Annotated in this window: 13 protein-coding genes; 9 read left to right on the top strand and 4 right to left on the bottom strand. The window is 60.5% G+C overall.

What is annotated here, in order from left to right; all coding sequences use genetic code 11:
* The first annotated feature begins 77 nt into the window (after positions 1-77).
* The 6 genes from adk (at position 78) to AC3IUA_RS24480 (ending at position 4,420) form a co-directional block, all read left to right on the top strand.
* Positions 78-725, top strand: coding sequence for an adenylate kinase (adk, locus tag AC3IUA_RS24505; RefSeq protein WP_489357443.1), 648 nt, complete (start codon positions 78-80; stop codon positions 723-725).
* Positions 726-815: 90 nt separating this feature from the next.
* A complete protein-coding gene (tsaB, locus tag AC3IUA_RS24500) occupies positions 816-1,490 on the top strand; it encodes a tRNA (adenosine(37)-N6)-threonylcarbamoyltransferase complex dimerization subunit type 1 TsaB (protein ID WP_489357442.1) in 675 nt (224 codons plus the stop codon).
* A gap of 195 nt (positions 1,491-1,685) precedes the next feature.
* Positions 1,686-1,991, top strand: a complete 306-nt coding sequence (locus AC3IUA_RS24495; protein WP_489357441.1) for a hypothetical protein — start codon at positions 1,686-1,688, stop codon at positions 1,989-1,991.
* Entirely contained in the window at positions 1,991-2,851 is an 861-nt protein-coding gene (locus AC3IUA_RS24490) for a DUF72 domain-containing protein (RefSeq protein ID WP_489357440.1), read from the top strand. Before AC3IUA_RS24495 ends, AC3IUA_RS24490 begins: the two co-directional genes overlap by 1 nt.
* 32 nt (positions 2,852-2,883) lie before the next feature.
* Positions 2,884-3,705 (top strand): isocitrate lyase/PEP mutase family protein, encoded by an 822-nt coding sequence (locus tag AC3IUA_RS24485; RefSeq protein WP_489357439.1) that lies wholly within the window; start codon positions 2,884-2,886, stop codon positions 3,703-3,705.
* A 16-nt stretch (positions 3,706-3,721) separates the two neighbouring features.
* Positions 3,722-4,420 carry an extensin-like domain-containing protein gene (locus tag AC3IUA_RS24480; protein WP_489357438.1) on the top strand — a complete coding sequence of 233 codons (699 nt, stop codon included), beginning with the start codon at positions 3,722-3,724 and terminating at the stop codon, positions 4,418-4,420.
* Between the two features lie 14 nt (positions 4,421-4,434).
* Here AC3IUA_RS24480 and AC3IUA_RS24475 read toward each other — a convergent pair whose 3' ends face one another.
* Positions 4,435-5,052 (bottom strand): energy transducer TonB, encoded by a 618-nt coding sequence (locus AC3IUA_RS24475; protein ID WP_489357437.1) that lies wholly within the window; start codon positions 5,050-5,052, stop codon positions 4,435-4,437.
* 93 nt (positions 5,053-5,145) lie between these two features.
* On the opposite strand from AC3IUA_RS24475, the gene AC3IUA_RS24470 reads away from it, so the two are divergent.
* Positions 5,146-5,928 (top strand): class I SAM-dependent methyltransferase, encoded by a 783-nt coding sequence (locus tag AC3IUA_RS24470; RefSeq protein ID WP_489357436.1) that lies wholly within the window; start codon positions 5,146-5,148, stop codon positions 5,926-5,928.
* A gap of 145 nt (positions 5,929-6,073) precedes the next feature.
* Here AC3IUA_RS24470 and AC3IUA_RS24465 read toward each other — a convergent pair whose 3' ends face one another.
* The gene (locus AC3IUA_RS24465) at positions 6,074-6,709 is read right to left on the bottom strand and encodes a TetR/AcrR family transcriptional regulator (protein WP_489357435.1); all 636 of its coding nucleotides are present in this window, start codon (positions 6,707-6,709) and stop codon (positions 6,074-6,076) included.
* Positions 6,710-6,803: 94 nt separating this feature from the next.
* Here AC3IUA_RS24465 and AC3IUA_RS24460 point away from each other — a divergent pair, with 94 nt between their 5' ends.
* Positions 6,804-7,904, top strand: coding sequence for an efflux RND transporter periplasmic adaptor subunit (locus AC3IUA_RS24460; RefSeq protein WP_489357434.1), 1,101 nt, complete (start codon positions 6,804-6,806; stop codon positions 7,902-7,904).
* Between the two features lie 6 nt (positions 7,905-7,910).
* Positions 7,911-10,982 carry an efflux RND transporter permease subunit gene (locus tag AC3IUA_RS24455; protein ID WP_489357433.1) on the top strand — a complete coding sequence of 1,024 codons (3,072 nt, stop codon included), beginning with the start codon at positions 7,911-7,913 and terminating at the stop codon, positions 10,980-10,982.
* A 952-nt stretch (positions 10,983-11,934) separates the two neighbouring features.
* On the opposite strand, the gene AC3IUA_RS24450 is transcribed toward AC3IUA_RS24455, so the two are convergent.
* Both AC3IUA_RS24450 and AC3IUA_RS24445 read right to left on the bottom strand, forming a co-directional pair.
* Positions 11,935-12,624, bottom strand: coding sequence for a DUF4197 domain-containing protein (locus AC3IUA_RS24450; RefSeq protein WP_489357432.1), 690 nt, complete (start codon positions 12,622-12,624; stop codon positions 11,935-11,937).
* Between the two features lie 26 nt (positions 12,625-12,650).
* Positions 12,651-13,049, bottom strand: coding sequence for a YbaY family lipoprotein (locus AC3IUA_RS24445; RefSeq protein WP_489357431.1), 399 nt, complete (start codon positions 13,047-13,049; stop codon positions 12,651-12,653).
* Positions 13,050-13,077: the final 28 nt, after the last annotated feature.

Below are 13,077 nucleotides of genomic sequence, written 5' to 3'. Positions count from 1 at the left end.
GTCACCACCCTATTTATGAGGTTGGCCCCACGAGGCGAATCTGACGTTATCTATATAAAAAATTGAGGAGCACATCGATGCGCGTAATTCTGCTGGGAGCTCCCGGGGCCGGTAAAGGTACTCAGGCAAAGTTCATCACCGAAAAATTCGGCATCCCGCAAATCTCCACTGGCGACATGCTGCGTGCTGCCGTCAAGGCCGGCACCGAGCTGGGCCTGATCGCCAAGAGCGTGATGGACAGCGGCGGCCTGGTCTCCGATGACTTGATCATCAACCTGGTCAAGGAACGCATCAGCCAGCCTGATTGTGCCAACGGCTTCCTGTTCGACGGCTTCCCGCGCACCATTCCCCAGGCTGAAGCACTGGTCAAGGCCGGTGTCGAGCTGGATCACGTGGTTGAAATTGCCGTCGATGATGAAGAAATCGTTCAGCGTATCGCCGGTCGTCGTGTGCACGAGGCCAGCGGTCGCGTTTACCACACTGTCTACAACCCGCCAAAAGTGGCTGACAAAGACGACGTGACCGGCGAAGACCTGGTGCAGCGCAAAGACGACACCGAAGAAACCGTGCGTCATCGCCTGTCGGTCTACCATTCCCAGACCAAACCACTGGTGGCCTTCTACCAGAATCTGGCCGAAGGCCAGGGCAAGCCGAAGTACAGCCACATCGTTGGTGTCGGCTCGGTTGAAGCGATCACCGGCAAGGTGCTTGAAGCTCTGAGCTGAAAAGTCTGCTGATGCTTCACCTTCAACGGCCCGCTTGCGGGCCGTTGTTGTTTATACTGGCGGACTTTTTTCACACCGATGGAAACACCGATGAGCACCTTGCTGGCCCTGGACACCGCGACTGAAGCTTGCTCCGTTGCCTTGCTGCATGACGGCAAGGTCACGAGCCATTACGAGGTGATCCCGCGCCTGCATGCGCAGAAGCTGCTGCCGATGATCAAGCAACTGCTGGCCGAGGCGGGGACCACCCTGCAAGCGGTCGACGCGATTGCCTTTGGTCGTGGACCGGGTGCCTTTACGGGCGTGCGGATCGCTATCGGCGTGGTTCAGGGGCTGGCTTTCGCTCTGGAGCGTCCGGTGTTGCCGGTGTCCAACCTGGCGGTGCTGGCCCAGCGGGCATTGCGTGAGCACGGTGCGCACCAGGTCGCTGCGGCCATCGATGCGCGAATGGATGAAGTGTATTGGGGCTGCTACCGCGAAACCGCCGGTGAAATGCGCCTGGTCGGGGCTGAAGCGGTGCTGCCGCCAGAAGTGGTCGCCTTGCCGGCCGACGCCAGTGGCGAGTGGTTTGGCGCAGGCACCGGTTGGGGATATGCCGAGCGGATCGGCGTCAGCCTGACAGGGCAAGACACCGGCATGTTGCCCCATGCCGAAGACCTGTTGACCCTGGCGCGGTTTGCCTGGGAGCGTGGTGAAGCCATTCCTGCCGACCAGGCGCAACCGGTGTACCTGCGCGATAAAGTGGCAACGCCTAAAGCACGGTAAGTCCCATGTGGTGATAGGGCTGGTTGTGGCCTTCACCACAGGGTTTGCTTAAACACTGCCAATCATCAGGTTTCCCCAGCAATTTTCCCGCGCTTTTAAACCTTTTGCGTTTTCTGTGTTCTAGTTATCACTTGGGCATTTGCTTAGTCGGTGCAGTGCCGCTAAGTTGCCATCATTGATACCGAGCATACACTTATGCGTATAGACGGCTATTCATCTCAGTCCTATCCCATCAAGCGCACGCCTCGCAAAGGCAATACGCTGGTGGACGAGTCCCGCGAGGATATCGATGGCGAGCTTGATCTCCAGGCCGATACGCCGCCCAATGCACGTTCCCAGGCCGCGGCTGGACGTACCGGTAATCTCCCGGCCCGTCAGCAAGACATGATTTTCCATCGCGCCATGAGTAAAAACGTGGCCAATGCCCTGGCCAGCTACCTGACCACTGCCGGTTTTGTCGATTGGGACATGGAAGTGCTGGGGCTCGATCTGCACATCTGATGCTGCTCCCTTATTACCTCGGTTGCCCTTCCTGGAGCGAAAACGCCTGGCGTGAGTATCTTTATCCGGAAAACGCGCGGCCGGCGGAGTTTCTCGGCCTGTACTCCCAAGTGTTCAATGCCGTGGAAGGCAACACCACCTTCTATGCGCGTCCTGCTGCCTCGACGGTGCAGCGTTGGGCCGAGACCATGCCTGAACACTTTCGCTTCACTGCCAAATTCCCGGGTGATATCAGCCATGGCGGCGACCTGCGCGAGCAATTGACCGCCGCCGAGACGTTCCTGCAATTGCTCAGCCCGCTTGGAGCGCGCGTCTCACCGCTATGGCTGCAATTGCCGGCGAGCTTTGCGCCACAGCGACTGGCGGAATTGGCCGGTTTTATCGATGGTCTGGAACGACCGCTGGCGGTGGAAGTGCGCCATCGTGAGTTCTTTGCCAAAGGCGATGCCGAGCGGATGCTCAATCGGCTGTTGCTGGATCGTGGCGTGGAGCGCATCTGTCTCGATCCTCGGGCATTGTTCAGCTGCACCTCGAGCGATCCGTCGGTGCTGCATGCGCAATCGAAAAAGCCCAAAGTGCCGCCACGTCCGGCGGCCTTCAGCCAGTTTCCGCAGGTGCGCTTTATCGGTCATCCCGAGCTTGAGGCCAATGATCCATTCCTGCTGCCGTGGGTCGAGAAGATCGCCGGCTGGATCGAAGAAGGGCGCACGCCGTATATCTTTCTGCACACCGCCGATAACCTGCTCGCGGCCAAACTGGCACAGCGCTTTCACGCCCGGTTGATGCTGCGATTGCCTGGCTTGCCGGCGCTGCCTGAGCTATACAGAGAGCCCGCGGCGGAGCAACTTGGCTTGCTCTGAGGTGGACCAATCCTCTCTTCAGGAGCGAGAAAATGGATGCGCAACACCTTCGTGCCCAGGCCTTCAAGGCCCTCCATGAGCGTGACACTGCTTTCGTGATCCCTAATCCGTGGGACGCCGGCTCGGCCAAAATGCTTGCCAGTCTTGGCTATGGGGCGTTGGCGACCACCAGCGCCGGGTTTGCCTTTTCTCGAGGTCGTCCGGACGGGGCGATGTCGCTGAGCGATACCCTTGAAAACGTCCAGGCGATTGTTGGCGCAACAGAACTGCCGGTGGCGGTGGACCTGGAAAATGGTTTCTCCGACAGCCCCAAGGGCTGCGCCGAGGCTATCCTGCTCGCAGCGGCTGCCGGTGTGGTCGGTGGCTCGATTGAAGACGCCACGGGTCACGCTGACGATCCCATCCATGATTTCCTGCATTCCGTCGAACGGATCGAAGCCTCGGTCGCGGCGGCCCACAGTCTGCCGTTCCCTTTCATGTTGACCGCACGCGCCGAGAACTTCCTGCATGGCAAGCCAGACCTGGCGGATACCATCCGCCGCTTGCAGGCCTATGCCGAAGCTGGCGCCGACGTGCTCTACGCACCGGGCTTGCGCAGCGCCGATGAGGTGCTCGCGGTGGTCCGGGCGGTGGCGCCGAAACCGGTCAATGTGTTGATGTCGGGTGGGCTCAAGTTGAGCGTTGCGCAGCTCGGCGAGATGGGCGTCAAACGCATCAGCGTCGGCTCGGCCCTGGCCTTGGCGGCCTATGGCGAGTTCTTCCGGGCGGCCCAGGAAATTCACGAGCGGGGTACGTTCACCTTTACTGCGCAGTCCATGCCATTTCAGCAAGCCAATCAGCTATTCAAGGATTGATTCATAGGGAGTCGACGTGCGGTTTCTGAAAGTGCTCGGGCTGTTGCTGCTGGTCGCTGGCGGCTTGTTGCTCGGCGTCTGGCGTGGCTGGTTGCCGTTGTCGACCGAATGGAATCCCTGGGCACCTTTGGATGTGCGAGCCTCGCCGAACCTGTGGACGCGCTTCAAGTTGATGCGCCTGCGGGGCGACCCGGCGCTGTGTGATCAAGCGCTAGGCAGCTCCGGTTTGCGCGTGACTCGCCAACGTGACAGCGATCCGCAGGCGGCTTGCCCGTTGAGCAATGCCCTGCGCGTGGAGGGCGGTGAGGTGGCATTGAGCAGCAGCTTTCTGGCCAGTTGCCCATTGGCGGTGGCGTTCGCGCTGTTCGAGCGCCACGCCCTGCAACCCGCTGCGCAGGCGGTGTATGGGCAAGCGGTGACGCGCGTCGAGCATTTGGGTAGTTTTGCCTGCCGCAACATGTACAACCGCGAGGATGGTGCCCGCAGTCAGCATGCGACGGCCAACGCCCTGGACATTGCCGGGTTTCGTCTGGCCGACGGGCGAACCATCAGCGTGCTCAAGGATTGGCCGAAGGAAAATCCCGATTCGCGGTTTCTGCGGCAAGTCCGCGAGGGTGCCTGCGATACCTTCAATGTGGTGCTGAGCCCGGATTACAACGCCGCCCATCACAACCATTTTCACCTGGACATGGGGCCGTGGTGGATATGTCGCTGAGCCCGGCTTGAGGTTCAGGCGGCGAGGCGCAGATTGTGCAGGATCAGTGGGCGAGCCCAGCCGTTATCGAAATCGAATTGTTTCTGTTGTTCGACGAGTTCTTCCGGCGGATAGGGGAGTGCCGGCTTGTCCAACAGCTCGAGTTCGAACTCGGCAATCGGCAGGTGCAGCGCGCGAGGCTGCGGCGCCGGGCCGGGCTCTGGCAGCGGTTGGCCGGCATTGAGCACGATCGGCCGCAGCCAACTGCTGTCGAAATTCTGTTGCTGTTGTTGTGCGATGATTTCTTCTGCAGGGAACGGGATGGCCGGTTTGTCGGCAAGCTCCATCTCGAATTCGGCAATCGGCAGAAACAGTGGCTCCGGTGGGCGAATCACAGTGTCCTGAACGTCGCACAGGCGTTGGGAGATGATTTGGGTGAGCAGATCAGTGCCACCGCTTGGCTCGATCGGGCCATCGATGGCGACCTGGTTTTTTTCACCAACACTCGGCGCATCGCCCAACTGATCGGCCAGTGCCCGGGCAAAAAAATCCTGCCACAGATGGCTGACGCCGCTCAGTGCCTGGGAATTGCGCAGGCCGTAATCGCCGTGGGGCGAGATAAAGCCTATCGATAGGGGGCGAATGTCTGACATTTCTCTCGGTCGACGCTCAGCTCTGGCAAAATGCCTGATAGTTCTTTTATCGGCAGTTTTTGCCGATCATTAATTTTTTGAGCGTGTTTCCCCATGATTGAGCAACCAGCGGCCTGCCGCATCAAAGTCGAGGCGCTAGCCGGAGCGTCTGCCGCGCAAGCGCAGCAGTGGGCCGAGCGACTCGGTCTGCCCTTGTCGATGGACGATGCCGAGTTCGCGTTACAGCTCACGGAGCAGGGTTTGCAGTTGCAACAGCTCGGGCCGGATGCGCCGGGACCGGTGCGTGTGGACTTCGTCGAAGGCGGCGCCGCCCATCGACGGCTGTATGGCGGAGGCAGTGGCCAGATGATTGCCAAGGCGGTGGGTGTCGCTCAGGGCGTACGCCCGCGAGTGCTGGATGCCACGGCAGGGCTCGGCAAGGACGCCTTCGTACTGGCCAGCCTGGGCTGCGAAATGAGCTTGATCGAACGCCAGCCGTTGATTGGCGCATTGCTGGAAGATGGTCTGGCCCGTGGGCTTGAGGATTTCGAGGTGGCGCCCATCGTTTCACGGATGCGATTGCTCAAAGGCAACTCGATCGAGGTGATGCGCAACTGGGAAGGCGAGCCGCCGCAGGTGATCTACCTGGATCCGATGTTTCCCCATCGTGAGAAAACGGCGTTGGTGAAAAAGGAAATGCGTTTGTTCCGTCCGCTGGTTGGCGATGATCCTGACGCACCGGCGCTGCTTGAAGCGGCTTTGGCGCTGGCCAGCCACAGGGTTGTGGTCAAACGCCCGCGTAAAGCGCCGTGTATTGAAGGGCCCAAGCCGAGCCACTCGCTGGACGGCAAGTCCAGCCGCTACGATATCTATCCGAAGAAAGCGCTCAAGGGTTGAGAGCCGAGGTTAAGCCTGGAAGATCAAAAGATCGCAGCCTGCGGGATTTTGCGTACACCCGGGATTAACGGGTGAACGCAGTCGGCGCGTAGGAGCTGCCGCAGGCTGCGATCTTTTTGCTAGCGACACATACTTTTGGTGTTACTCAAACCCGATAAGCCCGCATAAACAACTCCACCACTTCCCGCACATGGGCCTCGGCCGCGTCACCGCTCAGGGGCGCGCCGCAGCCATAGAGCAGACGAAAATTCGCCGCACCCTTGAGCAGGCAGAAAAAATGCTCGGCGGCATTGCGCGGCTTGTCGATGCGCAAGGCGCCGATCTGGTCGATCCGGGTCAGTAAGCGTTCCATGCCCTGCAGCATGCGTTGCGGTCCGGCCTCGAAGAAAATCTGCGAGAGCTTCGGGTCCTGGCTGCCCAAGGCCATGATCAGGCGATGCAGGTTCACCGATTCATCGCTATTGATCAGCAGGTGAAAGCGGCGTGCGATGTTCAGCAGCACATGTTCGATCGGGATGCCGTCCGGCAGCTCGAAAAACAATGTCGGTAGTTGCTCTTCGCATTTGGCCACCACGGCCGCCGAGAACAGCGTCTCCTTGTCGTTGAAATGGCTGTACACCGTCAGCTTGGACACACCGGCCGCCGACGCCACCGCATCCATGCTGGTGCTTGCATAGCCATTGCTGAGGAACAGATTTTTCGCCGCGTCGAGGATGGCCTGGCGTTTTGCCAGGTCCTTGGGGCGGCCGGGACCATTGGATGCAGAAAGATTGTTCGACATTCTTCGCTTTTAATACTGGACTGGTGAGTTTGCTATTAATAACATACCCGTCAGTATAATTATTCAAAGCACCATTAGCGAAAGGTCCTTCACCATGTTCCGCTATGCCTTGTCCTTCGCGTTGCCAGTCAGTCTGGCGTTTTTGTTGTCGGCGTGCGGTCACGAAGAGCCGGCGCAGGTCACCGTGCGTCCGGCCATGGTGGTGCAGCCAGAGCCTTCGGCCCAGGCGATGGACAGCTATCCCGGTGAAGTTCGCGCGCGTTACGAACCCGATCTGGCGTTCCGTATCGGCGGCAAGGTCAGCCGACGACTGGTTGAAGAGGGCGAGCGGGTCAAGGCCAATCAGCCGCTGGCGGAGCTCGATCCCCAGGATGTGCGCCTGCAACTGGAAGCCACTCGTGCCCAGGTCGCAGCGGCCCAGGCCAACCTCAATATGGTGCGCGCCGAGCGAGATCGCTATAAGACCTTGATGGAGCGGCAGATGGTCAGCCGTTCGCAGTACGACAATGCGGAAAACCTTTACCGCGCAGGCGAAGCACGGCTCAAGCAGATCAAGGCCGAGTTTGATGTCTCCAGCAATCAGGCCAGCTACGCGGTGCTGCGTGCGCCGCAGGATGGCGTGGTAGCCAGGCGCGCGGTCGAAGTCGGGCAAGTGGTGGCGGCCGGGCAGACGGTGTTCACCCTGGCTACCGACGGCGAGCGGGAAGTACTGATCAGCCTGCCGGAGCAGAACTTTGGTCGTTTCAAGGTCGGCCAGGAAGTCTCGGTGGAGTTGTGGACGCAACCGGACCAGCGCTTCGCCGGGCACATTCGTGAACTGTCACCGGCCGCGGACCCGAAATCCCGGACCTTTGCCGCACGTATCGCCTTCAGCGCCGGCAAGGTCCCGGCCGAACTCGGTCAGAGCGCCCGGGTATTCATTCAAACTGCAGGTGTCGTATCGCTGTCGGTGCCGCTCTCGGCACTCACCGCGGAAAACGGTGCGACCTACGTCTGGCGGGTAGACGCCAATAACACCCTCAAGCGCGCTCCCGTGCGCGTCGGGGCCTTCAGTGAAAAAACCGTGCCGATCCTTGAAGGCCTGAACGCCAGCGACTGGGTGGTCGCCGCGGGTGTGCACGTATTGCACGAAGGCCAGCAGGTGCGCCCGGTGGATCGCTCCAATCGCACGGTCAATCTGGCGGTCAAGGAGTAGTCCCCGATGGGTTTCAATCTTTCCAAATGGGCGTTGCGCAATCGCCAGATCGTACTGTTCCTGATGCTGTTGCTGGCCGTAGTCGGCGCGCTGTCCTACACCAAGCTGGGGCAGAGCGAAGACCCGCCTTTCACCTTCAAGGCCATGGTGATTCGCACCATCTGGCCGGGGGCTACCGCCGAGGAAATGTCGCGGCAAGTCACCGAGCGCGTCGAGAAGAAGCTGATGGAAACCGGCGAGTACGAACGGATTGTCTCGTTCTCCCGACCCGGTGAGTCCCAGGTAACCTTCATGGCCCGGGACTCGATGCATTCGGCGCAGATTCCCGAGCTGTGGTATCAGGTCCGCAAGAAGATCAGCGATATCCGTCACACCTTGCCGCCGGGCATCCAGGGTCCGTTTTTCAACGATGAGTTCGGTACCACCTTCGGCAATATCTATGCGCTGACCGGCAGCGGTTTCGACTACGCGGTGCTAAAGGACTACGCCGACCGGGTACAGATTCAGCTGCAACGGGTCAAGGATATCGGCAAGGTCGACTTGCTGGGGCTGCAGGACGAGAAGATCTGGATCGAGCTGTCCAACGTCAAGCTGGCCACTCTCGGGCTGCCACTGGCCGTAGTCCAGCAAGCGCTGGAAGAGCAGAACGCGGTGTCCACCGCAGGCTTCTTCGAGACACCTGGTGAACGCCTGCAACTGCGGGTCTCGGGGAATTTTCAGACTGTCGAAGAGATCAAGGGCTTCCCGATCCGGGTCGGCGATCGAACGTTCCGCATCTCCGATGTCGCCGACGTGCACCGCGGTTTCAACGATCCTCCGGCGCCGCGCATGCGTTTTATGGGCGAGGACGCCATCGGGCTCGCTGTGGCGATGAAAGAAGGCGGCGACATTCTGATATTGGGCAAGGCGCTGGAAGTCGAGTTCGCCCGGATCCAGAAAAACCTCCCGGCCGGCATGGAGCTGCGCAAGGTTTCCGATCAGCCGGCCGCGGTCAAAACCGGCGTCGGTGAATTCGTCCGGGTGTTGGTGGAAGCGCTGGCGATTGTCTTGCTGGTGAGTTTCTTTTCCCTCGGAGTCCGCACCGGCATGGTGGTGGCGCTGGCGATTCCGCTGGTGTTGGCGATGACCTTTGCCAGCATGTATTACCTGGGGATCGGCCTGCACAAGATTTCCCTTGGGGCGCTGGTGCTGGCGCTGGGCCTGCTGGTGGACGACGCGATCATCGCCGTGGAAATGATGGCGATCAAAATGGAGCAGGGTTACGACCGGATCAAGGCTGCCAGCTATGCCTGGAGCAGCACCGCGTTCCCGATGCTCACCGGGACCTTGATCACCGCCGCCGGCTTCCTGCCGATTGCCACCGCGCAATCGGGTACCGGCGAATACACCCGGTCGATTTTCCAGGTGGTGACCATCGCGTTGGTGGCGTCGTGGATCGCCGCCGTGGTGTTCGTGCCGTATCTGGGTGAAAAACTGTTGCCGGATCTGGCGAAAATTCATGCCGCCAAACACGGTACCGGTGATGGGCAACCCGACCCGTACGGCACGCCGTTCTACCAACGGGTGCGGCGTCTGGTGGAGTGGTGTGTGCGCCGGCGCAAAACCGTCATCGGCCTGACCATTGTGCTGTTCGTGGCTTCGGTGGTGCTGTTTCGCTTCGTGCCGCAACAGTTCTTCCCGGCCTCCGGGCGCCTGGAATTGATGGTTGACCTCAAGCTGGCCGAAGGTGCTTCGCTGAGCAACACCGCCGATCAGGTCAAGCGTCTGGAAGGGCTGCTCAAGGACCACGCCGGGATCGATAACTACGTGGCCTATGTCGGCACCGGTTCGCCGCGTTTCTATCTGCCACTGGACCAGCAACTGCCGGCGGCGAGCTTTGCGCAGTTTGTGGTGCTGGCCAAAACTATCGAGGATCGCGAAAGCCTGCGTATCTGGCTGATCGAAACCCTCAACGAACAATTCCCGGCGCTGCGTTCGCGGGTCACTCGACTCGAGAACGGCCCGCCGGTCGGCTATCCGGTGCAGTTCCGGGTGAGCGGCGAGCACATCGAACAAGTTCGGGCACTGGCGCGCAAAGTCGCGGCCAAGGTGCGCGAGAATCCCCACGTGGTCAACGTCCATCTGGACTGGGAAGAACCGAGCAAAGTCGTCTATTTGAATGTCGACCAGGACCGTGCCCGGGCACTGGGCGTGAGCACCGTGAACCTGTCGAGGTTCCTGCAAAGCTCGCTCACAGGTGCAAGCGTCAGCCAGTACCGCGAAGACAACGAGCTGATCGAAATCCTGCTGCGCGGCACCTTGCATGAGCGCACCGAGCTGTCCTTGCTGCCGAGCCTCGCCGTGCCGACCGACAACGGTAAAAGTGTGGCCTTGTCGCAGATCGCGACCCTGGAATATGGCTTCGAAGAAGGCATTATCTGGCACCGCAACCGCCTGCCGAACGTGACGGTGCGTGCGGATATCTATGGCAAGGAACAGCCGGCGAGCCTGGTCCAGCAGATCCTGCCGACCCTGGAGCCGATTCGCGCGCAATTGCCCGACGGCTACCTTCTGGACGTGGGTGGTACCGTCGAAGACTCGGCTCGTGGACAGAACTCGGTCAAGGCCGGGGTACCGTTGTTCATCGTCGTCGTACTGACGTTGTTGATGCTGCAACTGCGCAGCTTCTCGCGCACGATCATGGTGTTTCTCACCGCGCCCCTGGGGTTGATCGGCGTCACCTTGTTCCTGATGGTGTTCCGCCAGCCGTTCGGCTTCGTGGCGATGCTCGGCACCATTGCGCTGTCGGGGATGATCATGCGCAACTCGGTGATCCTGGTGGATCAGATCGAACAGGACATCGCCGCCGGGCTGAAACCCTGGCAAGCGATCATCGAGGCCACCGTGCGACGCTTCCGGCCCATCGTACTGACCGCACTGGCCGCCGTCCTGGCGATGATCCCGCTGTCACGCAGCGTGTTCTTCGGGCCGATGGCGGTGGCGATCATGGGCGGGCTGATTGTCGCGACGGCGCTGACCCTGCTGTTCCTGCCGGCGCTGTATGCGGCGTGGTTCAGGGTGAAGAAAGAGCAGGCCTGATCAATTTTTGCCGGACCTGCGGGTATGCGTTGTCCACTGAAAAGATCGCAGGCTTCGCCAGCGCCAACGCCGATCCCGTACACCCGTAATCTCCTGGGTGTACGCCGCCCCGTGTAGGCGCTGCCGCAGGCCGCGATCTTTTGATCTTGCGGTATCTCTGCGCATGCGTTGTCCGCTGAAAAGATCGCAGGCTTCGCCAGCTCCTACGCCGATCCCGTACACCCGTAATCTCCTGGGTGTACGCCGCCCCGTGTAGGCGCTGCCACAGGCTGCAATCTTTTGATCTTGCGGTATCTCTGCGTATGCGTTGTCCGCTGAAAAGATCGCAGGCTTCGCCAGCTCCTACGCTGATCCCGTACACCCGTAATCTCCTGGGTGTACGCCGCCCCGTGTAGGCGCTGCCGCAGGCTGCGATCTTTTGATCTTGCGGTATCTCTGCGTATGCGTTGTCCGCTGAAAAGATCGCAGGCTTCGCCAGCTCCTACGCCGATCCCGTACATCCGTCATCTCCTGGGTGTACGCCGCCCTGTGTAGGCGCTGCCGCAGGCCGCGATCTTTTGATCTTGCGGTATCTCTGCGCATGCGTTGTCCGCTGAAAAGATCGCAGGCTTCGCCAGCTCCTACGCCGATCCCGTACACCCGTAATCTCCTGGGTGTACGCCACCCCGTGTAGGCGCTGCCGCAGGCTGCGATCTTTTGATCTTGCGGTATCTCTGCGCATGCGTTGTCCGCTGAAAAGATCGCAGGCTTCGCCAGCTCCTACGCCGATCCCGTACACCCGTAATCTCCTGGGTGTACGCCGCCCCGTGTAGGAGCTGCCGCAGGCTGCGATCTATTGATCTTGCGGTATCTCTGCGCATGCGTTGTCCACTGAAAAGATCGCAGGCTTCGCCAGCTCCTACGCCGATCCTGTACATCCGTAAAATTTCGGCGATCTTTTGATCTTCGTTTCTTACAACGTCCCAAACACCTTCTTCGCCAGGCTGGTGGCTGCTGCCGCCGGGTTCTGGCGAATGGTTTCTTCCTGCTTGGCGATCATTTCGAACAGGCCGTTGAGCGCCTGCTCGGTCACGTAACCTTCGATATTGGCGCTTTTCGCGTCCAGTACGCCGAGGGACGCCGCCTGGCCGGCGAAGGCGTTGTACTGCTTGGCCAGACCGACCTGGTCGGTGGCTTGTTTGACGATCGGCAGGAACTTGACGCGGATCTGCTCGCGGCTGGTTGTGCTCAGGTACTGCGTGGCTGAATCCTTGCCGCCTTTGAGAATGGCCTTGGCATCGTCAACGCTCATCTTCTTCACCGCATCCACCAGCAGCGCCTGGGCTTGTGGAACCGCCGCTTCTGCGGCTTTGTTCATGCTGGCTTCCAGCTCATCGACTTGGGCACCCATGCCGAACTGCTTCATTTTCTTGGCAACCTTGCCCAGTTGGCCCGGTAATCCAATCTTTACTTCCGGGTTGTTGCTGAAACCGCCGGGAGTCCCCAGTTGCTTGACGGCGACTTGTGCACCTTGGGTCAGCGCATCCTTGAGCCCACCGGTGGCATCTGTCTGCGACAGATCGTTCAGGGACAAGGCCAGCGCACTGGCGGATATCAACAAGCCTGCGCACAGGCCGGCGAAGCGAAGGGAGGGACGGAGCATGGCAGCTTCCTTAATCAAAGAGGGAGTCAACGTACCGCATCGACGCGAATTTTCAATGGCTGCGGATCCTTGCCGTCGAGTTGTACGGCGTGATGTTCAGTGGAAATGAACATCAACTTGCCATCCACTTCGATCCGCGCGCTGACCGAGTAACGATGACCGGGTTTGACGTGGGCCGGGTCGTAACTGAGGTGAAAGGGCAGAGGCACCTGGCCTTTGACCAGGCCGCTCTGTTCGTCCAGCACCACCGCAGGGGCGTCGGCGAGGGAAACATCCTGCAGGCTGACGCTCAGGGTCGCGTTCGGCGGCAGGGCGATGCGTTGCAGGTAGAAAACCTCACCGTCGAGAGCGGTTTTTGCCGCGGGTTGCATGGTTTGGCACGCACTGAGCAGGGCAGTGAGGACAACTAAAGAGAGTTTTTTCATCCGGGATCTCCGTATCGATGGCGCCAGA

It is taken from the genome of Pseudomonas sp. KH_050 (assembly GCF_057838875.1).
The sequence above is the reverse complement of the archived record's forward strand: the minus strand, read 5'-3'. Positions and strand labels throughout refer to the sequence as shown.